We start from the raw sequence: 24,207 nt of genomic DNA, 5'->3' as shown, positions 1-24,207 counted from the left end.
TGCCGCGGAGCAGAAAAGAGGTTCTCCATGAAGATCGCAGATCTGGGCGATATCCAGCTTCACTACCGGGTTGACGGTGACGCAAAGGGCGCCCCGATCGTTTTTGCCAATTCACTGGGTACTGATTTGCGTATCTGGGATGCCGTGGTGGAACGGCTGCCTGCGGGCCTGCGCGTCATCCGGTACGACAAGCGCGGTCATGGCCTGTCCTCGTGCCCCCCGGCACCTTATTCCATGGGCGCACTGGTACGGGATGCAGAGCGGCTGCTGGACCACCTGGAAGTGCGCGACTGCATGTTCGTTGGCCTGTCGATCGGCGGAATGGTCGCGCAAGGACTGGCGGTAAAGCGGCTGGATCAGGTGCGGGCTTTGGTACTGTCCAACACCGCAGCAAAGATCGGCACTGCCGAAATGTGGAAGGAAAGGGTCCAGACAGTTCAGAGCGCGGGCATTGAAGCGCTGGCCGATGCCGTGATGGAGCGCTGGTTTGCCCGCGGGTTCCGCGACACGCCGCAGCTGAAATTGTGGCGCAATATGCTGGTGCAGCAATCCCGTGAGGGTTACGCCGGTTGCTGTTCAGCGATTGCGGGCACCGATTTCTATACGCCCACCAGCGGCCTGCGGCTGCCCTGCCTTGGAATTGCAGGCTCTGAAGACGGCTCCACTCCGCCAGATCTGGTGCGTGAGACGGTGGACCTGATCCCCGGCAGCCAGTTCCACCTGATCCGCCGTGCCGGCCATATCCCCTGTGTCGAGCAGCCCGAAGATTACGCAAATCGGCTGACGGCTTTCCTCAAGGAGACTGGACACATTGGCTGATTTCCTTCTCGTTCACGGCTCCTGCCATGGCCCCTGGTGCTGGCGCGATGTGGTCCCGGCCCTGGAGGCCCACGGCCACAGTGCCCGCACCGTCTGCCTGCCCGGCCATGCGGACGGACGCGACCCTGCAAAGGTAACATTATCTGAAACAGCTGAGGCGGTAGACACGGCTTCCAACCGGGACGCCCTGATCGTCGGCCACTCCTGGGGCGGATTTCCCATCTCCGCGGCAGCAGAGGCGTATCCTGACCACTTACGCGGTTTGATTTATCTTTGCGCCTATCTGCCGGTTAGCGGCATGTCGCTGATTGATATGCGCAAGGCAGGACCGCGGCAGACTCTGGAAGGCGCCACGCGAAAAAACGCTGCAGGCACAGCCTATAGCCTGGTGCCGGAGACCGCGCCGGACCTGTTTTACCACGATTGCCCGGCTGAAACGGTGCGCTTCGCCATGGAGAACCTATGCGAGCAGCCGATCAAGCCGCAGGACACACCGATCCGGCTGAGCAGCCGGTTTGAGGCGGTGCCCAAAGCCTACATCCGCTGCACCGGAGACCGGGTTATTCCGCCCGAATACCAGAGGCAGATGGCCGATCAGCTGCCGCCTGGGCGCAAACACATTATGAACACATCCCACTCGCCTTTCTTTTCCGACCCGGAAGGACTGGCAGAAATGCTAGGGCAGATTGCAAAGGACTTCTGATGGCAGGCTCCGTCTTTGACAGCCAGGTTTACGGCGAACTTTTCAGCGGCGGCGAGGCCAGCCGCCTGTTCTCGGACAGTGCGGAGGTGCGGGCCATGCTGCTGGTGGAAGGCGCGCTGGCCAAGGCGCAGGGAGAGGCAGGCGTGATCCCGCAGGAAAGCGCCGCCGCGATTGGGCGGGCGGTGGTGGAAATCGCCGTCGATCCGGGCGTTCTGAAACGGCCCACCGGACAAAACGGTGTACCTGTGCCTGGGCTGGTGGCTGCATTCCGTGAGGAGATGAAGGCACCCGAACATGCACAATACGTGCATTGGGGCGCAACCTCTCAGGACATTATGGACAGTGCGCTCATGCTGCGGCTGCGCCAGGCGCTGACGCAGGTGGAAACAGACGTGAAGGCCACGGTCCAATCGCTTGGAAAACTGGCCAAGTCGCACGCAAACCTGCCGATGGCCGCCCGCACCTACGGACAGCATGCTACCCCAACCAGTTTTGGCGCGGTGGCGGCTGCCTGGGGAGTGCCATTGCTGAACCTGCTGGGGGAACTGCCCGCCTTGCGGCAGTCCTGCCTTGTGGTGTCTTTGTCCGGTGCTGCGGGAACGTCCAGCGCGCTGGGGCCAAAGGCCGCCGAGGTGCGTGCCGCGATGGCCAAAGGACTTGCGTTGCAGGATCCGGGGCGCAGCTGGCACACCGACCGCACACCGGTGCTGCGCATCGCGGACTGGCTGCTCCGGGTCAATCTCGCCTTTGGAAAGATCGGAGAGGACTGCACCGCGCTTGTGCAAAGCGGCATTCAGGAGATCTCATTGGGCGGCGGCGGGGCCTCGTCGACAATGCCGCAAAAACAGAACCCGGTGGCTCCGTCCGTGCTGACAGCCTTGGCCCGGCAAGGCAGCGGTCTATTCACTGTCCTGCAGTCCGCAGCGCTGCAGCAGCACCAGCGCGACGGCGCGGCCTGGTTCACCGAATGGATGTGCCTGCCGCAGGTCGTTCTGGGCGCCGCCTGTGCCGCAAGGGCTGGTAGTGCGCTTTGCAGCGGCCTTGCCCCGAACACCGGGGCAATGGCGGAAGGCCTCACGCAAGGGCTGGGCCTAATCCACGCCGAAGCGCTGACCTTTACTCTGGCCGGACAAATGCCGCGGCCGGAAGCTCAAGCGGCGGTAAAGGATCTGTGCAAGGAAGCTCAGTCCACACGCACTCCATTGAAAGCGCTTGTGGAACGGGACTATCCCGCGATGGATGCAAGCGCCCTTTTCGACCCCGCCCAACAGTTGGGCAATGCCCCGCTGGAAGCCCTCGAATTCAGCAAAATGGCAGACGGGCTGAACAAATCATAGACCGCTTGCTTCAACCGCCGGGGCGAAGCGTCATTCGTTACGTTACTGCACTTGCACTTTTGCGTAATCCCGCTTGAAGCTGGCACTCCGGCGCGTCACCCTGACTGAAAACCGGGAGTGAGACCATGCAAACTATCAAAGCCGCTGTCTGCCATGAATTCGGCGCCCCGCTGGTTATTGAGGACGTGCAGCTGGCACCGCCTGGAATAGGCGAAGTCGAGGTCACACTGGACGCGGTCGCGATCTGCCACAGCGACATTTCCTTCGCTGAAGGTGCCTGGGGCGGCCATCTTCCTGCGGTCTACGGCCACGAGGCCGCCGGGGTGGTCACCGGGCTTGGCACAGGCGTGAAAGGATTCGCGAGGGGCGACTCCGTGGTAGTTACCCTAATTCGAAGCTGCGGCACCTGCTCATCTTGCGCGGGCGGGAAACCGGTGATTTGCGAAACGCCATATGACACGGTGAACGGCCCTTTGAAGACCGCAGGCGGCCAGCCCCTGGACCAAGCCATGGCCTGCGGCGCATTTGCCGAGAAAGTGGTCGTAGACCAGCGCCAAATCGTGAAGATACCCAAAGATATGGGCAAGGACGCAGCGGCGCTGATATCCTGCGGCGTTATCACCGGTATTGGCGCGGCGGTCAACGCGGCCTGTCTCCGCCCCGGCCAGGACGCTGTGGTCATCGGCGCAGGCGGTGTTGGCCTGAACGCGATCCAAGGCGCACGCATCGCCGGCGCTCGCCGCATAGTAGCAGTCGACATGAGCCCCGGAAAACTGGAAACAGCTATGGAGTTCGGCGCCACCCACGGAGTGCTTGCGGCCGAAGAAAAGCCTTGGAAGGCTGTTCATGCGGCGCTTGGCGGACGCGGTGCGGATGCAGTTCTGGTCACCGCCGGCGCCATTCCCGCCTACAATCAGGCACCGCGTTACTTGGCGCGCGGCGGCAAGGCAGTGCTCATCGGCATGCCGCATTCCGGCGCAAAAGCTGACTACGAACCCGTCGTGCTCGCTGCGCTGGGCCAGGGTCTGATCGGCTCCAAGATGGGTGACACAGTGATCCAGCGCGACATTCCCTGGATTGTGGATCTGTATGAACAGGGCCGGCTGATGCTGGATGAACTTATCTCCGGCCGCTGGTCTCTCGAACAGATCAACGAAGCGATTGCCGACACCAAAGCCGGCCGTGCCAGGCGGAATGTTGTCGTTTTCAACCGAGGCTGAACATGACGCAAAACTGAGCGCCGAAAGAAAGGCTCCGAGGCGCTTTGGCCTCGCCATGACTCCGCTGCCAGCCTCCGGCCAGCGGGTAATTTCGCCGGCCTGGCCCTGCCTCCAGCCTGCGTTACTAGAGTGAAGCGCGACGGAGTTCTAAACGGCGGCGACGGACATGCGTACCAGCGCTGAGCTAGCGGCTGTCAGACCGCACATTTTGGGTCTGTACTCCCAGCCCTTCAATTTCCAGCTGCATCACGTCCCCGGACTTCAAATAGACCGGCTTTGGCTTGGCGCCCATACCAACTCCCGGCGGGGTCCCCGTTGCGATCACATCGCCGGGATGCAGAGTCATAAGCTGGCTTAGATGCGAGATGATCTGCGCGACAGTGAACACCATCCTACTGGTACTGCCTGTCTGGCGCCGTACGCCGTTCACATCACAGGCCAACCAAAGCTTTTGCGGGTCAGGCACCTCATCCCGCGTCACCAGCCAAGGGCCGATAGGCCCGAAGGTGTCGCAGCTCTTGCCCTTGGTCCATTGCCCTGTCAGCTTGGTCTGGTAGTCCCGTTCGGACACATCGTTGACCACGCAATAGCCCGCAACGTGCTCCAGTGCCTCTTCCTCTGAAACGTATTTAGCTGCGGTGCCAATTACTACGCCCAGCTCCACTTCCCAGTCCGTTGCTACTGACCCGCGCGGCAGGACCACATCGTCATTTGGCCCAGTGATCGAGGAAGTAGCCTTGAGAAAGAGGATCGGATGCTCAGGCAACGCCATGCCCATTTCTTCGGCATGATCAGTGTAATTGAGTCCAATTCCCAGGAATTTGCCACACTGTCCGACACAGGGGGCCAAGTCTGGTTTTCCTTCCACCTGTGGCAACTCTGAGGGATCCAAAGCTGCCAGACGGGCTAGGACAGCGTCGTTCAGAACCGCTCCCGTGATGTCCGGCACATGCCCTGACAGGTCCCGGATTATGCCGCTGTTGTCCAGCAGCCCCGGCAGCACTTCCTTACCCGCACGGTATCGCAGCAGCTTCATTTCCGTTCTTCCCTATTACCTTGCCCCGGATCAGTTGGAGACGTAGCCCGCAACCACCTGCAGCAGTTTAAACGCCGTGGAGGCATCGTTTTCAACCACTGCCAAAAACTCCTCTTCGCCTATCCGCAGACAGCGCAGGTCACTCTCCGCAATCATACTCAGTGCCCGCGGTTCATGGCGGATCAATCCAAGTTCTCCAACCAGCCTTCCCGGACCCACAGTTGCGATCAGACGATCCTCTTCGCCTTTCTGAGGCAGGTACAAACCCGCCTCGCCTTCAAGGATCATGTAAGCCCCGTCTTTGGCTTCATCATCCTTCAGAAAAACAACTTCGCCAGCCTTGGCCTCATACCACCGCGCACCAAATGCCAAGAGGCGCAACTGGCGACGGTTCAGACCGGAGAACAACTCCGTCTGCTCCAGCGCCCGCAGCTTGCGCGCCAGATCCTGGCTCGCCGCCCCGTCACTGGCTGCCGTGGCCTGGGCCTCATCGCTGACCAGCCGCCCTTGGCGCAACTCAAAGAACACATCGAATACATCAGGGTTCTGAAAGCTGGGGGCCAGATAGATCAGGGTTGTCTCCGGAAGCAGCTTGCGCAGGTTTTTGTGCACGGCAACGCGCGTTTCCAGATCATAGCTTGCCATTGCGGAATCAAGTATCAGGATATCCGGCCGCTTGATGGTTGCCCGGCAGAAAGCCAGCGGTTCGGCAAAGCTGGCTGCGAGGCCCTGCCCGCCCACAGCGATCGGCATATCAAAGATCAGCTCCACCACTTGATCGCGTAGCCCTTCGTGAATCATGAGATCTGATACTAACTTGCGCACCTCATCCGCCTTGGCCCCGGCGGCGTCGGAAATTTTGCCGAACAAAGCATTCTCAAGGACCGTCAAACTGGGCGCAAAAGCATCTTCTCTGAACGGTACAAACCCCGCACCCAACGCCTTCAGCAGGCTTTCGCCATGGCTGCGGCGGAAGCCGAGGATGCGCTCCTTCATCCTGTCTTCAAAGGCCGGCCCGATCTGTTCCGCGGAGATCGTGAACGGCACAATCAACAGCTGCGCCAGCTCTTCCCGGCTAAGCTTTGCGGCGTCGGTGACACCAGGTTTTTCCGCCAGCGCCAGCGCGGCCTCATAGGCTTCCACATCCAGCCCCAGTTTGCGGAACAACGGATGGCCTGTACCGTCCATACCAAAAATCTGCCGCAGCATCTCGACCACATCGCGTGTCAGCGCGACCAGCCCTTCATCGAGTCCCAGCTGCTTGAGCTGGTCAAGGAACTCTCCCTGCCGGTGCAGCATCTCACCGGTCAGGGCCTCCTGAGACGCCGCGAACAGCAAGTTCTCCGCGACCGGCAGGGCCGGGTTATAGCTTTCCTCGTCAAGAAAATGCACATGCACGTCCAGCCCGGCATCTTCGATCGCCTTCCGCACCACCGACCGCAACTTCACCAGTTGCTCAGCAAGCTCCGGGTGCGCAGGCGTCTCAAAATACTGATCTACACCGCGCCGGAAAAGCGCGGTGTCCGAGCCAATCCCCTCTACCAGCTTCAGCCACCAGCTGCGCAGCTCCCCCTCGCTGGAGAAACCGGCCAGTTCGGGATCCAGCCACGGGGCATCAAAAGGGTCCGGGCTATTGCCTGCAAGCTTTGCGATTTCCAGTTGCTGCAGATTCCGCGCCTCGCCCAGCGGTCGCATCCGCATCGGCATCATCACGTTGTCGCCGAAAGACCCCTGGAACAGAACCGGACGCGACGTGGCATAACCGATCCGCGCAGCCACAGTCGCCTGGTGAAGCCCGGCAAGGCTCTGCCCCGCCACCGTCACAGTTCCGGAGGACGGCAGAATTTCCCGGGTCAGCAGTTCAGCCAGGGCACGCCTGTCCTCCTCGGACGGCGCCGCAATGCCTACGACCTGCCCCGCCGGGAAGGTCGCGCTCAGCTCTTCCAGCACCAGATTGCCGTCTGTGTCCCTCACACTCACAGTATCGAGTTTGATATCGCCCTGCAGGCGCCCGAGGTCCTCTGGCTCGCCGCTGAGCAGATTTTCGTCGATCATGCCTTGCGGGGCAAAACGCTCCAGGATCACATCCCAGCGCAAGCTCATGTCCTGGGTCTGGTTGTAATATGCCAGCAGCTCCTTCCAAGGCGAAGCCAGATCCTTATAGGCCGCCAATGCCGCCACCAGCGCGCCCAGAGAAACCTTCCCCTGCAGCACCAGATACCCGCCGACCGCATAAAAGAAGAACGGAGTCAGCTGGGTAATGAAGTTGTTGAGAAACTTCATAAAGAACTTTTTCTGGTAGATCTGGAACCGGATTTCGTAAAGCCGCCCAAGCCGGGCAGTTATGATCGCCATGCGGTAGCGCCAGCCGCCATTGATCCTGAGCGTCGAGGCTCCGGCTGCGCTTTCACCGATCTCCGTGGCAAGCGCCCGCACCTGCTTGATGCGTTTCTTGTTCAGCAGGTTGATCTGCCTTTGCAGCATCGGGATCAGCCAGCCCTGCAGCGGAATGAGCGCAATTGCCGCCATGCCGAACCAAAAATTCTGCAGGAAAAGGAAAAACAGGATCGTTAGCATCTGCCCGGCCTGCAGCACCGGCTGGCTGACCGCATCGCCCATCAGCCCGCCCATCGGTTCTGACTCGGACGTTACCATCGACACCAGTTCGCCTTGGCTGACCCTTTCGAAATATGGCTGAGGGAAGCGTAGGACGCGGGCGATCAGCTGGTAGCGGAAGCGGCGCAGCATCCGTTCCGCCAGCACCCCCTTCATGGTATTGATCCGCATTTTCAGCAGTCCGTGACACAGCACCGACAGCAGGAACGCACCGCAGAGAATCCAAAGGAATGTCAGCTGGTCAAAACTCTGCCCCAGCACCGTGATCGTTGAGCTCTCAGCGCCGATTGCGTCGTTGATAATGCGCTTGGGCAGCTCAAGGGTCAGATAAAGCAGAGGAAAGAGACACGCCGTGACCACCAGCAGCACCAGTTGGTCGCGCTTGGAGTACTTCCAAATAAAATGGAACAGAGAGCGTTCTATGGGAATGCTCCATAGCAGGCAGACAGAGACAAAGTGCACTATGGGTAGCGCGGTTTGGCCGGCACAGGCAATGGCAAGAAAGCCGTCCCGTCCCGTTACGGCATCTTGCCGTCACAGCATTTGCCAGGCGGCAAAAAATCCGTAAGGTTCCAGCCAGGTACACTTTTAGGAGGCAGACTGGTTTGCCGGAATATGTCGGATCCGTTCTACTGCTGCTCTGCGCCCTGCAGGTCAAGCATCTGTTTGGGGACTTCTTCCTGCAAACCCCCAAGATGCTTTCAGGCCGCTGTGCATATGCCCATATGGGCCGGGCCCAGCATGCGGGTGTTCACGTGATCGGCTCCGCTCTGGTCTTTCTTCTGTTCGGTGCGCCTTTGATGTTCATTCTGATACTTGCTGTTCTGGAATGGGCAGTCCACTTCCACATCGACTTCGGCAAGGCCCGTTTCTCCGAACGCAAGAAACTGAACCCGCAACAGGCCATGTTCTGGCAAGCCTTGGGGTCGGATCAGGCCTTGCACCAGCTGACCTACCTTGCAATGGCCTGGGCTTGGGTGAAATACGCAGCGATGTAAGGTGCTGTGGCGCGCTATGATCCTGCCATGGGCGATCGGTGCAGCGGTCAGCTTTTTCAGGGTACCACAGGCTTGTCCCGCTTGATCGTGCGCAGCACCACATTGGTCTGGGCACTTGCGACTGCGGGCAGGCGGAACAGAAAACTCTCCAAAAACCGGTTGTAGGCCTCAAGGTCCGGGGCAAGAACCCGCAAGTGGTAGTCGGCCTGACCAGTCGTCGCGTAGCACTCCTGCACCAGCGGGCTTGTTTCCACCGCACGGATGAACTCCACAAGCTTGTCCGGGTCATGGCGGGTCAGGTGCACGTGCACAATCGCCTGGAACCTCAATCCCATTGCCGGGGCATTCACCACGGCACCGTAGCGCTCGATAATGCCAGCCTCTTCAAGCGCCCGAACCCTCCGCCAAAGAGCAGACGCGGACATGCCCACGGCCTCTGCCAGGTCTGCATTGGAAATGCGGGAATCTTCCTGCAGCAGCGTCAGGATGCGGCGGTCGCGGTCGTCGATCTTCATTTATCGGTCATTTTCTCCATTAAGGCCGCGAATTATGGATAGCACAACCACAACTGGCCGCAAAACAAGTAATTCAGGCAAATCTGTTCAGTCTGGGTGGATTACTTTTCCGGGAAACAGATCTTCCGCGCAAGGATTCCGCCGCGATGACCAAGCTGAGCCACGATTTCCGCAGCTACAAACTGGATGACCGTTACGAAATGACCAAGGGCCGGGTGTTCCTGACCGGCACCCAGGCGCTGGCCCGGGTGATGCTGGACCAGGCCCGCCGCGACCGTGATGCCGGCCTGAACACCGCGGGCTTTGTGTCGGGCTACCGCGGCTCGCCGCTGGGCGGGGTCGACCTGGAATTCTGGCGCGCCAAGGAGCGGATGCAGGCAAACCGCATCAAGTTCATGCCCGCCGTCAACGAAGACCTTGGCGCCACCGCTGTTCTTGGTGCCCAGCAGGCCGTTCTTGACCCCCATTGCGAGGTCGAGGGCGTCTTCTCCATGTGGTACGGCAAGGGCCCGGGCGTCGACCGTTCCGGCGACGCGCTGAAGCATGGCAACGCCTATGGCTCCTCGAAAAAGGGCGGCGTCCTGGTGGTTGCGGGCGATGACCACGGCTGCGTCAGCTCCTCGATGCCGCATCAGTCGGACGTGGCCTTCATGTCCTGGTTCATGCCGGTGCTGAACCCGGCCGATGTGTCGGAGTACCTGGCCTTCGGCGAATACGGCTTTGCGCTGTCGCGCTACTCAGGCACCTGGGTCGGCTTTAAGGCGGTCTCGGAAACCGTGGAAAGCGCGCGCTCGGTCGAGCTGCAGCCGGACCGCGAGTTCATCTATCCCGAGCTGCCGGACTATCCCGGCGGACTACACATCCGCCGTGCCGACCTTCCCTCGCCGGAGATCGAAACCCGCATCCACGCCAAGCTGGATGCCGTGCGCGCCTTTGCCGAGGCGAACCCGATCGATAGGCGCATCTACGACATCAAGGACGCGCGCTTCGGCTTTGTCTCCACCGGCAAGGGGCATCTCGACCTGATGGAGGCGCTGCGGCTCCTAGGCCTCGACGAGGCCGCCTGCCGCCGCCTTGGAATCGACATCTACAAGGTCGGCATGGTGTGGCCGCTCGACCGCTCCGACGCGCTGGAGTTCGTGAAGGGCAAGCAGGAGGTGCTGGTCGTCGAGGAGAAGCGCGGCATCATCGAGAGCCAATTCAAGGAGAACTTCTACGACTGGCCCGGCAGCAAGCCGGAGAAGATGGTGGGCAAATACGACAGCCAGGGCGAACCGCTGATCCCCTGGACCGGCGAACTGAGCCCGCTGCTGCTGGCGCCCATCGTCGCGGCGCGGCTGGACAAGTTCTTCCCCGAAGAAAACCTGCCCGCCAAGGCAGCGGCGCTGACTGCCGAGCCGCCCAAGGTGCTGAACGTGCCCGGCGCCACCCGCACGCCCTATTTCTGCTCGGGCTGCCCGCATAACACCTCGACCAAGCTGCCCGAGGGCTCCAAGGCGTTCTCCGGCATCGGCTGCCATGTGATGGCAAGCTGGATGGACCGGGAGACCGCGGGCTATGCGCAAATGGGCGGCGAAGGCGTGCCCTGGACCGTGGCCTCGCAGTTCAACGGGAACAAACACGTGTTCCAGAACCTCGGCGAGGGCACCTGGTATCACTCCGGCTCCCTTGCGATCCGCCAGGCGGTCGCGGCGGGCACCAACATCACCTACAAAATCCTCTACAATGACGCGGTGGCGATGACCGGCGGCCAGCCGGTGGACGGGCCGGTCTCGGTGCATGGCATCGCCCAGACCTGCCGCGCTGAAGGGGTGGAGCGGATTGCCCTGGTCTCGGACGACATCGGAAAGTTCAGCCATAGCGACTTCCCGGCAGGTACAACCTTTCATAACCGCAGCGCGCTGGACACGGTGCAGAGGGAACTGCGCGATATCCCCGGCGTCACCGTGCTGATCTACGAACAGACCTGCGCCACTGAGAAGCGCCGACGCCGCAAGCGCGGAAAATTGGAAGACCCGAAACGCTTTGCCTTCATCAACGATCTGGTTTGCGAGGGCTGCGGCGATTGCTCGGTGGAATCCAATTGCCTGAGCGTGGAACCGAAGGAGACGCCCTTTGGCCGCAAGCGCAAGATCAACCTGTCCACCTGCAATAAGGACTTCTCCTGCCTGAACGGCTTTTGCCCCAGCTTTGTCACGGTCGAAGGGGCCACCCGGCGCAAGAAGAAAACCACCGGGCTGGACGCCGCCGCGCTGACTGCCAAGCTGCCTGCGCCCGAACTGCCATCGCTCAAGGAGCCTTTTGACCTTCTGGTCACCGGCGTGGGCGGCACCGGCGTTGTCACCGTGGGCGCGCTGATCACCATGGCCGCCCATTTGGAGGGCAAAGGATCCAGTGTGCTGGACTTCACTGGCTTTGCCCAGAAGTTCGGGACCGTGCTGAGCTACATCCGGCTGTCCACTTCCCCTGAGACACTGAATCAGGTGCGGATCGACCAAGGCGGCGCGGATGCCGTTATCGGCTGCGACGTGGTGGTGAGCTCAGCGCCCAAGGCTTCTGTCCATTACCGTGCCGGAACCAAGGTGGTGCTGAACCGGGCGGAAATGCCCACCGGCGACCTGGTGCTGCGCCGCGATGCCGACCTGATGGCAGGCGTGCGTGAACGGACCATCGCCGATGCCGTCGGCCCGCAGAACCTCTCCGGCTTCAACGCCAACGAGGCCGCGGAGAAGATGCTGGGCGACGCGGTGCTGGCCAACGTCATGATGCTGGGCTTCGCCTGGCAGAAGGGTCTGGTGCCGGTCAGCGCCGGGGCTTTGGATCAGGCGATTGAGCTGAATGGCGTTGCGATCGACAAAAACCGCCTCGCGTTCGCAATCGGCCGCGCAATGGCGGTGGACCCGGACCTGGTTGCCAGTCACTACGAGGAGACTCCGAAGAAAGAGGAGACGCTGGACGAGCTGATCGAACGCCGCGCCACCTTCCTCACCGGCTATCAGAACATGGCCTATGCCAGCCGCTACACCGCAGCCCTGAACCGGTTCCGCGACGCCCTGCCCCGCGAGGCGCAGGAAGAGCTGACCGCCGCAGCCGCCCGGTCGTTGTTCAAACTGATGGCTTACAAGGACGAGTATGAGGTCGCCCGGCTGCTGACCAGCGACGGGTTCCGGCATCAGCTGGAGGAGGAGTTCGAGGGCGATTTCTCTGTCAAATACCACCTTGCCCCGCCGCTGATGAATTGGAAGCGGGATGCGCGGGGGCGACCGGTGAAACGGGCTTTTGGCGCCTGGCTGCGCCCGGCGATGAACGTCTTGTCCAAGGGCAAGGCGCTGCGCGGCTCGGCCTTCAACATCTTCGGCTATCACGAGGAGGCCCGGCTGCACCGTGATCTGCTGGCGTGGTATGAAAGGGTTCTGGACACAGTCGCGCGCCGCTACGGCACGGACAAGCGCGAAGCCATCCTGAAGCTGCTGAAAGCACCGATGGAGATCCGCGGTTACGGCCCGGTCCGCCTGCAGGCCGCCAAGGAAGTCCGCGCACAGGCCGAGGAAACGCTCAGCAGCCTGTAACCTTCGCCGCCGGCCCATCCAGGCCGGCTCGTTACACGTCCCAGTGCTGGCGGGTGAACTCGGTAAAAGCCTCCATTTCCTCCGGCAGCGGTTCGCGCCCGGTGAACACCTTGAGGTATTCCGGCGTTACCTCCAGCCGGTGGGCATGGCTTTCGTTGGGGTCTGCCATGTCATAGCCGAGCTGCATGTAATAGAGCACTTTGGCCCGCGTCATCGCCTCGCGTTCCGGATAACCATAGCGGGCGAACATTGCCGTCAGCGCCTCAACCCGGCGGCGGTCGGAACGGTCCAGAAGGCTGCGCACTTTGCCGGAACGGCGGGACCAGTCCCGCACCGCAAAATCCAGCGCGGTATTGAAAAGGTTAGGGTTGGTTATGCAGTGAAACACGTTGAGCACAGCCCCGGTGATGGTCTTAGCCGGGGCTTCGGCCTGGCGCACCATACCGGCAGTGTTGGTCTGCTCCCAAGTTTTCAGCAGCGCGTCCAGCAGGTCCTGACGCGACTTGAAATACCAATAGAATGAGGAGCGCGACACCTGCATTCGCTCTGCCAGCGCCAGCACTTTGACCTGTTCCACCCCGTCCGAGATCAGCACATCCATCGCCACGTTCAGCCAGTCGTTACGGGTGACCTTGATGTTGCCGACCAGCGGCTCGGCCTCCGGGTCATCCCGATGCAGAACAGTTTTTTGCGGCATAAGCGGCCTTCCAGATCGTGAGGGTTTCCGGTATCCTACGCCGGCCCGCCTTCCGGCGCCAACACAGCACTTCTGCCCCCTCCTTTTTGCGGCCATACCTGAGTGACACTGGCGCCACACCTGCCGCCAATTGCTGGCGTCAGGCTGCTCCGCAGCAAAACTCTGACCCCTGAACCATTGCGACCGTGGGTGATACTTCTCTGGCGCCGCCAGCCGTGGAGCGTGCTGAGCGTGCTGAGCGTGCTGAGCGTGCTGAGCGTGCGAAGATCGTCGCCAGGCCGTTGCGCCTGCAACGTGCTGCAAGGGAAACAAGTCAAATTTCCGTTGTGCAGCGGGCATCTGGCCAAATGGGGTTTGACTAAACAGCCTCTGGCGCGCGAAGGTGTTGCAAAAAAACAGGGGAAAGCACGATCTTATGAGCGCCTTGAAACAGCTGGGCGGACAAATCTGAATGCGTCCGCTGCTGTCCGTAGAAAACCTCAGCATCGGCTTTGGCAAGGGAGAATCCGTTGTCAGAGACGTGAGTTTTTCCGTCCAGCCGGGTGAAACTCTAGCCTTGGTCGGGGAAAGCGGTTCAGGCAAGACGGTCTCCTGCCGGGCGGTTCTTCGTATCTTGCCAAAGGTGGCGCAACTGCGTTCCGGCCGGATCCTGCTGGAAACGCGCGGCAAGAAGATGGATCTGGCCTCGCTTGACGAACGTCTGATGCGCGACGTGCGGGGCAACACGATCTCGATGATCTTTCAAGAACCGATGCGCTCGCTTTCGCCGCTGCACCGGATTGGAAATCAGGTGTCTGAGGTGCTGTGGCTGCATGGACGCAAAACCGAACGCGAGGCGCGCGAAGTTGTTCTTGAGTGTTTTGAGCGGGTCGGCTTTCCGGAACCGGAGCGCACTTACCGCTCCTACCCGTTCGAACTGTCAGGTGGCATGCGCCAGCGGGCGATGATTGCCATGGCGATGGTCGCGAAGCCGGACCTCCTGATTGCAGACGAACCGACCACTGCACTGGACGTGACCACGCAGGCGCAGGTTCTTGGGCTGATGAAGGATCTCCAGCGCGAAACGGGAATGGCAATGATCCTGGTAACCCATGACTTGGGCGTCGTCGCCAACATGGCCGAACAGGTCGTGGTGATGCACAAGGGTCGGGTCATGGAGTCGGGCCGTGCCGAACCCATGCTGCGCTCTCCAGCCCACCCTTACACCAAGGCGTTGTTTGATGCCGCGCCGGAAATCCCGGATGCAGCGGTCGTTGCGATCCCACCTTCGCGCGATGATCTCATCATGGAGATGAAGTCGGTCTCCAAGACTTATACCTTGCGGGCCGGAAAGGGATGGCAGGCCCCCACCCTGATTCATGCCTGCCGGGAGATTGACCTGCGGGTGACCCGGGGTGAAACACTGGCCATTGTCGGTGAAAGCGGATCTGGAAAGACCACCGCTGCCCGCATCGCATTGGGTGCAGAGCCACCTGACCCCGGCGGCGAAGTGTTGTTCCGGCCCGACGCCAGCCGCTCCCCGGTCACTGTCCACAAAATGGACCGCGAAACCCGGACGGCTTTTCAGAAACAGGCCCAGATGGTGTTCCAGGACCCCTACTCCTCGCTTTCACCCAGAATGCGCATTCACGACACGCTGGTGGAACCGCTGGAAATACACCGCATAGGAAGCCGTGCAGAGCGGCGCGAAAAAGCAGCAGAGATGCTGCGCCTTGTCGGACTGTCGCCTGACATGCTGCAGCGCTATCCGCACGCCTTTTCCGGCGGCCAGCGCCAACGCCTGTCAATTGCGCGCGCCCTGATGCTGGACCCGGCGCTGATTGTCTGCGACGAGCCGACCTCTGCACTGGATGTCTCGGTTCAGGAACAGATCTTGCGGCTGCTGGAAGATATTCGCGACCGTCACAACCTGTCTTACCTGTTCATCAGTCATGACCTTGCGGTTGTGGCACGGATCGCGGATGAGGTTGCTGTGATGCGGCGCGGTCTGATTGTGGAGCAGGCACCACCGGAAACCTTGTTTTACAATCCCCAGCATCCCTACACCAAGGCTTTGATCGCCGCCCAGCCGGAGCCTGACATTGACCGGCCGATTGATCTCAAACTTGTAGCACAGGGCGCGGGCGCGCCGGAGCACTGGCCGGAGGCGTTCCGGTTCAACGGTATCAACGCACCGCCCCTGGTGAACCTGAAACACCTGGAACCCGGCCACAAGGTCCGCTGCCATGCTTGAGGCTCTGAAACCCATACTGGCCGCCGCGCTTTGCCTTGCACCGCTTGCTTCCCTGGCTGCCCCGCCAATTCAGGAAAGCAGTTTCTGGAGCGCCGAAGTCAATGCGGGCCATATGCCGCCTGCTGCCGAACGCCTCCCGGACACACCGCTCATCGTTAATCTGAAAGCAAAGGGGCGCGAATTCGGCGTGCAGGGCGGAACGCTGAACACCATGGTCACGCGCTCCAAAGATATCCGGCAGATGGTGGTCTACGGTTATGCGCGGCTGGCGGGCTATGACGAGACATACCAGCTGAACCCCGACATACTGCTGGGATATGAAAACGAAGGGAACCGCCGCTACACGCTTAAACTGCGCCCCGGCCACCGCTGGTCCAGCGGCGACCCGTTTACCTCTAACGATTTCCGCTATTGGTGGGAGGATGTTGCCAATAACGAACTGCTGAGCCCGGCCGGCCCGCCGGATTTCCTGCGTGTGATGGGGAAGCTGCCGAGGGTCAGCTTCCCGGATGAGACTACCGTGGTTTACGAATGGGACGATCCAAACCCCAGTTTCCTGCACATGCTGGCTCAGGCCCGGCCGCCCTTTATCTACCGGCCAGCCAAGTACCTGAAGCAGTTTCATGCGGACTATGCCGACCAGGAAACACTGGCCGAGGAGGTTGACTACGCCCGCGTCAAAAGCTGGGCCGCGCTGCACAACAAGTACGACAACATGTACAAGTTCGATAACCACGAACTTCCGACGTTGCAACCGTGGATCAACGCCTCGCCGGGCAAGAAGATCCGGCACCAATTTGTGCGCAACCCCTATTATCACCGGATTGACAGCCGCGGCGTTCAGCTCCCGTATATCGACACTGTGGAGATGGAAATCGTGACCTCCGGGCTGGTTGCCGCCAAATCGAACGCAGGCGAAGCGGATCTGCAGGCCCGCGGGCTGGATTTCCGTGACATTCCAATTCTCCGCAAGGGTGAAAAGGACAATTCAGGGTACAAGACCTACCTATGGGGCAACGGCGCCGCGTCGCAGATCGCTATCTATCCGAACCTCAATGCCCGCGATCCGGTCTGGCGGGAAATCCTGCGCGATGTGCGGGTCAGGCGTGCACTATCGCTCGCAATCAACCGCCGCGCCATCAACCGGGCACTCTATTTCAACCTTGCCAAGCCGGGTGCCATGACAGTTCTTGAGCAGAGCGAACTGTTCGATCCCGCCCTGCGTGAAGCCTGGGCGCAGTTCGATCCGGAGCAGGCCAACCGCCTGCTTGACGAGGCGGGGCTGACCGAAAAGGACGGCTACGGCATCCGTTATCTGCCGGACGGCCGCCTGATGGAACTGGTGGTGGAAACCGCAGGCGAGCGGCAGGAAGTAGAAAACGCCTTGCAGATCATTTACGACGACTGGCGCGACGTCGGGGTTAAGCTGATCATGCGGCCGCTGGACCGCGACATCCTGAGGAACCGCGTCTTTTCCGGCAGTGCCATGGCTTCCGCTTGGTTCGGCTGGGACAATGGCCTGCCTCAGTCCTACACGTCACCGGTCTATCTGGCACCTACTGATCAGGTGTTCCTGTCCTGGCCGAAATGGGGACAGTTCTACCAAACCGGCGGCAGCGCAGGCGAGCCGCCGGATATGGAACCGGCCCAGCAGCTGCTGTCCCTGCTGCAGGATTGGGACATGGCCACGACAAAATCCGAGCGCATGGCAGCTTGGCGCGCCATGCTGCAGATCCATGCCGAACAGGTTTACGCTATTGGCGTGGTTGCTGCTGCCCCGCAGCCTGTGGTCGTCAGCAACCGGCTGCGCAACGTGCCTGAGCAGGCGATCTGGGCCTGGGATCCCGGCGCACATTTTGGAGTCTACCGGCCGGATGAGTTTTTCTTCGAGGGTGGCCTGGACTGATGGAAATACTGAAATACGCCATCTACCGCTTTGGCACCATGCTGATGACACTGCTGGTGGTCTCGGTGCTTGTGTTCGTCATTATCAACCTGCCGCCCGGCGATTACCTGTCGAACCAGATTGCCGAACTGCAGGCGACCGGTCAGTCCGCCGGCGTGGCAAAAGCCGAATTCCTGCGCAAAGAATACGCGCTCGATAAACCGCTGTGGCAGCAATACATGATCTGGATGGGCTTCCTGCCGGGCCCGCACGGGTTCTCCGGCATGATCCAGGGCAATTTCGGCTGGTCCTTCGAATTCGACAGCCCAGTGGCCGATATTGTCGGCGACAGCCTGTGGCTGACCGTATTGGTGAATCTGGCTGCTGTCATCTTTGTGTATGCCGTCGCCCTGCCCTTGGGCGTACTGGCTGCCGCCCGCGCCCGCACCTGGGTCGACTACACCACTGCTTTTGTCGGCTATCTGGGGCTTGCAACGCCGAACTTCCTGCTGGCCCTGATCCTGTTCTACTACGGTCACCGCTGGTTTGATCTGCCGATCGGCGGGCTAATGGCACCTGAATTCGAGGGCGTGCCGATGAACTGGGAGAAGGTGAAATCCATCCTTGTCCACCTCATTGTTCCAACCTTCGTGATCGGCACAGCCGGTGCCTCTGCCATGATGCAGCGGCTGCGCGCCAACATGCTGGACGAACTGGGCAAGCCCTATGTGGAGACCGCCATCGCAAAAGGCATGGCACCGTCGCGCATGCTGGCAAAGTACCCGTTGCGGGTGGCCTTCAATCCCTTTGTGGCCGACATCGGCAATTTGCTGCCCTCAATGATTTCCGGGTCCGTGCTGGTGTCGGTGGTTCTGGGCCTGCAAACCATCGGCCCAACCCTGCTTACGGCGCTGAAGACCCAGGATATGTTCCTGTCTGGCTTTGTACTGATGTTCGTCGCCCTGCTCACCCTGATCGGCACCATGATCTCGGATGTGCTGCTGGTGCTGCTTGATCCCAGAATCCGCTACGAGGGGCGCGACGCATGACACATCTGCCCGACGGACGCTATGTCGATGATGAGCCCTTCGATCCGCAAGCGTCTTTGCTGGAGCTGGAGCGTAAGGATCTGGACGCTCCCAACTGGCTGCTGGTCTGGCGCAAATTCAAGACCCACAAGCTGGGTCTGATTTCCGGTATCTTCCTCTTTATTGCTTATTTCCTTATCCCATTCGCCGGCTTCATCGCTCCTTACGGCCCCAACCAGCGGTTTTCTGAACACCTCTATTCACCGCCGCAATCGATCAAGCTGTTCCACGAAGGGGAGTTTATCGGCCCCTTCGTCTACCCGATGACTTCCGAGGCCAACCTCGAGACTTTCCAGTGGGAGTTCAAGCCGGACACCTCGCGCCCGCTCAAACTCAAGTTCTTCTGTGAAGGCAGCACCTACAACCTGGCCGGCTTCATCGAAAGCAACCGGCATCTGTTTTGTGCCAGCGAGGAAGCCACGATCTTCATTATGGGGTCAGACCGCCTGGGGCGCGATATCTTCAGTCGGGTATCTTACGGAGCCCAGCTGTCCCTGACAGTAGGCCTGATCGGGATCACGGTTTCTTTCGTTCTGGGCATCTTCTTCGGCAGTGTCGCCGGGTACTTCGGCGGCCGCGTAGACTGGACAGTGAACCGGGTGATCGAGATCCTGCGCTCACTGCCCGAACTGCCCTTGTGGCTCGCGCTTTCTGCGGCAGTTCCCTCGAACTGGTCGCCGGTTGCTGTGTTTTTCATAATCTCGATCATTCTCGGTATTCTGGACTGGCCCGGCCTTGCCCGGTCTGTTCGCGCCAAGTTCTTGTCTCTTAGGGAAGAGGAATATGTCCGCGCCGCGGAAATGATGGGGGCGTCTTCCGGCCGGGTGATCCGCAAGCATCTGCTGCCGAACTTCATGTCACACCTTATTGCCTCTGCTACCCTTTCGATCCCGGCCATGATTCTGGGTGAAACCGCCCTGTCTTTCCTTGGCCTCGGCCTGCGCGCGCCGGCGGTCAGCTGGGGGGTTATGCTGAACGACGCCCAGAACCTGACATCTGTGGAGATTTACCCCTGGCTGGCCATTCCGATGCTGCCGATCGTCGTCGTCGTGCTTGCCTTCAACTTCCTTGGCGACGGGCTGCGTGACAGCCTGGACCCCTATCAGCATTGACACTTCTGGCCGCCTTACCCGCCGCGGGCCAATTCCGCCTGAACGGGAGCGGCCGGTGGCGCAGCGCCTTTGCTGTCACCGAACTCGCTACCGCCTCGATTGCGGCTGTCGGGCTTGAGCTGGCAAGGCTGATTGAAACTTTGCATCTCGCTCCTTCTGCGCCTGATGTCGTTATTGATCAGCGCCTGGCCGCACTCTGGTTCGGCTACAGCTTCCGCCCTGATGGCTGGAAGCTGCCCAGTCTGTGGGATCCCGTTGCCGGCAACTACGAAACTGCGGACGGCTGGATCCGCCTTCACACAAACCTGCCTCATCACCGTACAGCTGCTTTGCGCGTGCTGGGCTGCCAGGCTGAACGCGACGCCGTTTCCGAAGCTGTCAGCCACTGGCAGTCAGAAGCTCTGGAAAGCGCCGTTGTGTCTGCAGGCGGTGTAGCTGCCGCCATGCGCAGCCGCGCGGAATGGCAGGAGCATCCTCAGGGGCGCGCGGTGGCGGCAGAGCCTCTGATCGATTGGAACTTACCCCGCTCAATCAGACTCGGGAACCGGCCGCAGGCAACGGCAGAACGTCCCCTTGCCGGCTTGCGGGTGCTGGACCTCACCCGCGTCCTGGCCGGCCCGGTCGCCACCAGAACCCTGGCCGGTTTCGGCGCCGATGTGCTGCGCATCGACCCCCCCGGCTGGGACGAGCCTGGGGTTATTGCCGACATATCGCTGGGCAAGCGGATGGCCGCACTTGATCTGACCAAGGGCGAAGACCGGCTGGTTTTCGAATCCCTGTTGGCCCAGACAGATGTGCTGGTGCACGGCTACCGCCCTGGAGCGCTGGATCGCCTTGGATATGACAGCGCAACCCGTCGCAAGCTGGCGCCCAACGCTGTGGAAGCAGCTCTGGATGCTTACGGCTGGACCGGTCCCTGGGCTGACCGCCGCGGGTTCGACAGCCTGGTGCAGATGAGCGCTGGCATCGCGGATGCGGGCCGGGACTGGGCAGGATCACGCGATCCGCACCCTCTGCCGGTACAGGCCCTTGACCACGCGACAGGGTATCTGATGGCAGCGGCAGTGCTCAGCGCTTTAGCCGCAGCGGCCCGAGGTGAAACGGCCCCGTCCGCCCGCCTCTCTCTTGCCCGCACGGCTGAACTGCTCGCCGGAAAACAACAAACAGCTGAGGGCATGGAACTGACCATGCCCGCGGAACAAGACTATGTTCAGCGAACAGAGAACACTGGCTGGGGGCCCGGCCATCGCCTCGCCGCACCACTGAACTTAAGCACGACCCGAATGCACTGGGACCTGCCGGCAACCCGCTGCTGCAGTGCCCCAGCCTTCTGGCCGGGCTAGGAAGCGCCGGCAGAGCTCCGCGAAGCCTCAAGTCCAATCCCTGCGCTATCTTCCGGACCGGGATAAAACCGGCCGGGAAGCTTCAGCTTCTCCCTAGTTGCCAATTCACTGCCTTAAGCAACGTTGCGCAGCAGAAATCCCCAAACCTGATCCCACCGGAACGTGCCATCAAAACATTGCAGAACCGAATTGTTTCCCTGGCGAAACAACTCAACGGTCTTCACCGCCAGGTCCGCCCATGTCTTCCGGCATCTCTTCCTCAATGGCAGCCTGCACGGCTCCCAAAGCCGCCTGTTTCTGTTTGGAGGTTGCTTCTTCATTTTGATCCGGCGCCAGCCGGACAGTGACCTCACGATGGGCAAACTTCACGCCTTCCCGCGCGAACAGTTCACGGATTTCCTGGTACACCCTCTTGCGGACGATCCACTGATCCCCCGGCTTGGTCATGAACTTCACCCGGATGATCATCGCAGAATCCTGCATTTCGATCACCCCCTGCGATTTCAGCGGCTGAATGAAGGTGTGACCGACGACAGGGTCCTCCATCAGCTTCTGTCCCAATTTTTTAATCAGCTTGCGGACTTTCTCAACATCGGTGTCATAAGTGACCCGCAGGGGCAGCTTCATCATCACCCAGTCACGGGAATAGTTGGTCAGCACCTTGATCTCGCCGAAGGGTATGGTGTGCAGTGCGCCAAGGTGATGACGCAGCTGGAAAGAGCGGACCGAGATCTTCTCGACAGTACCCTTCACATCGCCGATATCGATGTATTCGCCTTTGCGGAAGGCATCATCGATCAGGAAGAACGCGCCTGAGAAAATATCCCGCACCAGCGTCTGCGAGCCAAAACCCACAGCCAGGCCGACAACGCCCGCACCGGCAAACAGCGGACTGACGTTGATCCCCAGTTCCAACAGAAGAATGAGGACAATCGACACCAGCACTACAGCCAGGATAGCGCCCCGGAACAAAGGCAGGAGCGTAGCCAGCCGGCTGGCCCCGCCCGCACCGCCCTCATCCCCCAGTTCGGCCTCAGGGATGTCCCCGACTTCCTCGTCAATCTTGCTGTCGATCCAGATCCGGAACAGGTGATATACAATGTACCCGATGAACAGAATGGCAGTCACATCCACTGCACGTTCTGCCGCAGTGGTTCTGAGCCAACTGGCATCCGGGTTCCAGACCATAACCAGCGAATAAGCCCCGACGACAAAGGCAAGGATCCCCGCGACGCGGCGGGCCAGATCCTCGTAAGTGGCAATCGGATGCTTCGCCTGCTCGGACATCTCTTCAGTGCTGTCGTACAGTTCCCCAATAGCTTCAGCTCCCGCTGGCATTGCCTCGGCTGCTGCACTGTCTCCGGCGGCAATGGTATCTGGCTGCACAGATGAACCAGTTCCCGGAAAAGCCGTCTCATCTGCCGGTTCCCTGCTGCCATCCTCGCCGGCGCTCGGTTCGAGCGCTTCAGACTCTTTTCCCCCTTTCAGCGCAGCACGGCCAGAGCGGATGCGGCGGAAATACCTTTCAATCAGGTAATTAATGGCCCCGTACACCACCAGTATCGTGGTCAGAACAAAGTAGCTTCCCGCCATCAGCGGAACCGAAACCTCATGCTCAAGGACCAGGTCAAAGGCCAGTTTGAACCAGCCGAATATCATGTAGAACATCAGCACGGGCGCCCATGCCACTGACAGGAGCCGCACCAGCCATGAGCAGTCCTCAGGCGGGCGGCCAGCGCGGATGGCATTTGAGATTGCGCGGCCGTTGACCAGCACCATCAAGAGGTTGCCGAGTGTCCCTACCAACGCAAGAACACCGTACACCAACGCGTAGACGTTGTAGTTGAGCCCGAAGTCCCCGACCCAGGTCGCAAACAGCGTCGACGAGATGTCGTAGGTTGCCAGCAAGGACGCCCAGATATACAGCCGCTTGGCGTCCCGGTCAGAGAATACCGGGATACGGTACTGCGCAAGAAATGGCGACAGCACCATCCTCCATAGGTCCGACACGGTCCGCGCCAGGAAGTAGGCGGTGTAGATCGCTGTCACGGTAAACTCGATGGAGGGATCACCCGACGCGCCAAAAATCAGATACGAAACCAGCGCGGCAAAGATCATCGCAAAGATTGTGGCTCCAATACCCATAAGGAAGCGGAAAACCAGAAAGGGCATCTTCTCCTGGTATCCTTCAGGGGTTTTCAGGATTCGAGCGACCACGAACCTCTTGGCAAAACGCTTTCCGTATATCTCCACTGACAGCCAGCGGCCGATCAGCAGGAACAGCACACTCCAGCCCAACACCTCCACATAGGTCATAATGCGCCCGTCCGGGCTGGTCTGCCGCAAGATGTATTGCATCTCGAAAACGGAATAGGGCAGCGCTTCCAAGCGGCTGTTCAGTTCTGCACGGAATGCGGCAACTCTCGATTGCGCCTTCATCAGCGCTGACGGCTGCTCCATCACACCGGCTGCAGAATTGGCCGTTGCCTGCTGGGCATCCGGCGGCGCATTCAGCAACCGCCCATTGCTGTCGACCACCAACACGCTGACGCCGCTTTCCGCCGCTTGTTCGATCGCCCGGGACAGCGCCTCTGGCCCAGCTGGGTCACTTTTCTGCGCGCCGGCGTGAGATGCCGGGCCAAGACTCAGAAGCAGGCAGAGAAGAAAACGGACCAGTGTATGCAGCATGGCAGGCTACCCTTCTGAAAACTTGCGTCAAATTAATCACCTGCCGGCGCGTTGCGCAAATGGCGCGCGTACAATTTGCCGTACGCCCTGCAACAATGCGGCATGATTGCAAGCGCTCCGGCTCCGGGCTATACAAACTCAGATATCTGCCATAGGGCAGAAAGCCGCAATGCCGCGGCCCGGCAGCAATCAGCCTGGCCGGAAGCGGCAAAACAAATACCTACCGCGCCCCTGCCGCAAACGGCCAGCGGGCACGCAAACTGAGGCGGAAGATGGCGGAGCATGAAAGCATGCGCCTGGAAACGAGCGGCAGCACAGGCTGGCCTGCTTCCGGCGCCTCCGCAGCCT

Annotated in this window: 16 protein-coding genes; 11 read left to right on the top strand and 5 right to left on the bottom strand. The window is 60.8% G+C overall.

Annotation, left to right across the window (positions count from 1 at the left end; genetic code table 11):
* Nucleotides 1–27: 27 nt before the first annotated feature.
* The 4 genes from pcaD (at nucleotide 28) to KUV26_RS09885 (ending at nucleotide 4,079) form a co-directional block, all read left to right on the top strand.
* On the top strand, nucleotides 28–819 hold the full coding sequence (gene pcaD / locus KUV26_RS09900; protein WP_222508218.1) for a 3-oxoadipate enol-lactonase: 792 nt from the start codon (nucleotides 28–30) through the stop codon (nucleotides 817–819).
* Nucleotides 812–1,522, top strand: coding sequence for an alpha/beta fold hydrolase (locus tag KUV26_RS09895; RefSeq protein WP_222508217.1), 711 nt, complete (start codon nucleotides 812–814; stop codon nucleotides 1,520–1,522). The genes pcaD and KUV26_RS09895 overlap by 8 nt, the downstream gene beginning before the upstream one ends.
* Nucleotides 1,522–2,859 carry an adenylosuccinate lyase family protein gene (locus KUV26_RS09890; protein ID WP_222508216.1) on the top strand — a complete coding sequence of 446 codons (1,338 nt, stop codon included), beginning with the start codon at nucleotides 1,522–1,524 and terminating at the stop codon, nucleotides 2,857–2,859. The genes KUV26_RS09895 and KUV26_RS09890 overlap by 1 nt, the downstream gene beginning before the upstream one ends.
* Before the next feature lie 125 nt (nucleotides 2,860–2,984).
* Nucleotides 2,985–4,079, top strand: coding sequence for a Zn-dependent alcohol dehydrogenase (locus KUV26_RS09885; protein ID WP_222508215.1), 1,095 nt, complete (start codon nucleotides 2,985–2,987; stop codon nucleotides 4,077–4,079).
* A gap of 184 nt (nucleotides 4,080–4,263) precedes the next feature.
* On the opposite strand, the gene KUV26_RS09880 is transcribed toward KUV26_RS09885, so the two are convergent.
* Together KUV26_RS09880 and KUV26_RS09875 are read right to left on the bottom strand one after the other, a co-directional pair.
* On the bottom strand, nucleotides 4,264–5,115 hold the full coding sequence (locus KUV26_RS09880) for a fumarylacetoacetate hydrolase family protein (RefSeq protein WP_222508214.1): 852 nt from the start codon (nucleotides 5,113–5,115) through the stop codon (nucleotides 4,264–4,266).
* 30 nt (nucleotides 5,116–5,145) lie between these two features.
* Nucleotides 5,146–8,103, bottom strand: a complete 2,958-nt coding sequence (locus tag KUV26_RS09875) for an ABC transporter transmembrane domain-containing protein (RefSeq protein ID WP_222508361.1) — start codon at nucleotides 8,101–8,103, stop codon at nucleotides 5,146–5,148.
* A 233-nt stretch (nucleotides 8,104–8,336) separates the two neighbouring features.
* On the opposite strand from KUV26_RS09875, the gene KUV26_RS09870 reads away from it, so the two are divergent.
* Nucleotides 8,337–8,729, top strand: a complete 393-nt coding sequence (locus tag KUV26_RS09870; RefSeq protein WP_222503361.1) for a DUF3307 domain-containing protein — start codon at nucleotides 8,337–8,339, stop codon at nucleotides 8,727–8,729.
* A gap of 56 nt (nucleotides 8,730–8,785) precedes the next feature.
* On the opposite strand, the gene KUV26_RS09865 is transcribed toward KUV26_RS09870, so the two are convergent.
* Nucleotides 8,786–9,244 (bottom strand): Lrp/AsnC family transcriptional regulator, encoded by a 459-nt coding sequence (locus KUV26_RS09865; protein WP_222508213.1) that lies wholly within the window; start codon nucleotides 9,242–9,244, stop codon nucleotides 8,786–8,788.
* 146 nt (nucleotides 9,245–9,390) lie between these two features.
* Here KUV26_RS09865 and KUV26_RS09860 point away from each other — a divergent pair, with 146 nt between their 5' ends.
* The gene (locus tag KUV26_RS09860) at nucleotides 9,391–12,813 is read left to right on the top strand and encodes an indolepyruvate ferredoxin oxidoreductase family protein (protein WP_222508212.1); all 3,423 of its coding nucleotides are present in this window, start codon (nucleotides 9,391–9,393) and stop codon (nucleotides 12,811–12,813) included.
* Between the two features lie 31 nt (nucleotides 12,814–12,844).
* On the opposite strand, the gene KUV26_RS09855 is transcribed toward KUV26_RS09860, so the two are convergent.
* Entirely contained in the window at nucleotides 12,845–13,510 is a 666-nt protein-coding gene (locus KUV26_RS09855; RefSeq protein ID WP_222503358.1) for a TetR/AcrR family transcriptional regulator, read from the bottom strand.
* A 451-nt stretch (nucleotides 13,511–13,961) separates the two neighbouring features.
* Here KUV26_RS09855 and KUV26_RS09850 point away from each other — a divergent pair, with 451 nt between their 5' ends.
* The 5 genes from KUV26_RS09850 to KUV26_RS09830 are packed head-to-tail and all read left to right on the top strand — an operon-like array spanning nucleotide 13,962 to nucleotide 21,171.
* Nucleotides 13,962–15,743, top strand: coding sequence for an ABC transporter ATP-binding protein (locus KUV26_RS09850; protein ID WP_222508211.1), 1,782 nt, complete (start codon nucleotides 13,962–13,964; stop codon nucleotides 15,741–15,743).
* Nucleotides 15,736–17,649 (top strand): ABC transporter substrate-binding protein, encoded by a 1,914-nt coding sequence (locus KUV26_RS09845; protein ID WP_222508210.1) that lies wholly within the window; start codon nucleotides 15,736–15,738, stop codon nucleotides 17,647–17,649. Before KUV26_RS09850 ends, KUV26_RS09845 begins: the two co-directional genes overlap by 8 nt.
* A complete protein-coding gene (locus KUV26_RS09840) occupies nucleotides 17,649–18,677 on the top strand; it encodes an ABC transporter permease (RefSeq protein ID WP_222503355.1) in 1,029 nt (342 codons plus the stop codon). The genes KUV26_RS09845 and KUV26_RS09840 overlap by 1 nt, the downstream gene beginning before the upstream one ends.
* Complete coding sequence (locus KUV26_RS09835; protein WP_222508209.1) at nucleotides 18,674–19,828, top strand: ABC transporter permease; 1,155 nt, start codon at nucleotides 18,674–18,676, stop codon at nucleotides 19,826–19,828. The genes KUV26_RS09840 and KUV26_RS09835 overlap by 4 nt, the downstream gene beginning before the upstream one ends.
* Nucleotides 19,825–21,171, top strand: coding sequence for a CoA transferase (locus KUV26_RS09830; RefSeq protein ID WP_222508208.1), 1,347 nt, complete (start codon nucleotides 19,825–19,827; stop codon nucleotides 21,169–21,171). Before KUV26_RS09835 ends, KUV26_RS09830 begins: the two co-directional genes overlap by 4 nt.
* A 210-nt stretch (nucleotides 21,172–21,381) precedes the next feature.
* Here KUV26_RS09830 and KUV26_RS09825 read toward each other — a convergent pair whose 3' ends face one another.
* A complete protein-coding gene (locus KUV26_RS09825) occupies nucleotides 21,382–23,859 on the bottom strand; it encodes a mechanosensitive ion channel domain-containing protein (protein WP_222508207.1) in 2,478 nt (825 codons plus the stop codon).
* Nucleotides 23,860–24,207: the final 348 nt, after the last annotated feature.

This window comes from Leisingera daeponensis (genome assembly GCF_019801465.1).
GTDB classification, from domain to species: Bacteria; Pseudomonadota; Alphaproteobacteria; order Rhodobacterales; family Rhodobacteraceae; genus Leisingera; species Leisingera daeponensis_A.
Note: the sequence above shows the minus strand (reverse complement) of the source record. Positions and strands in the feature narration are given on the sequence as shown.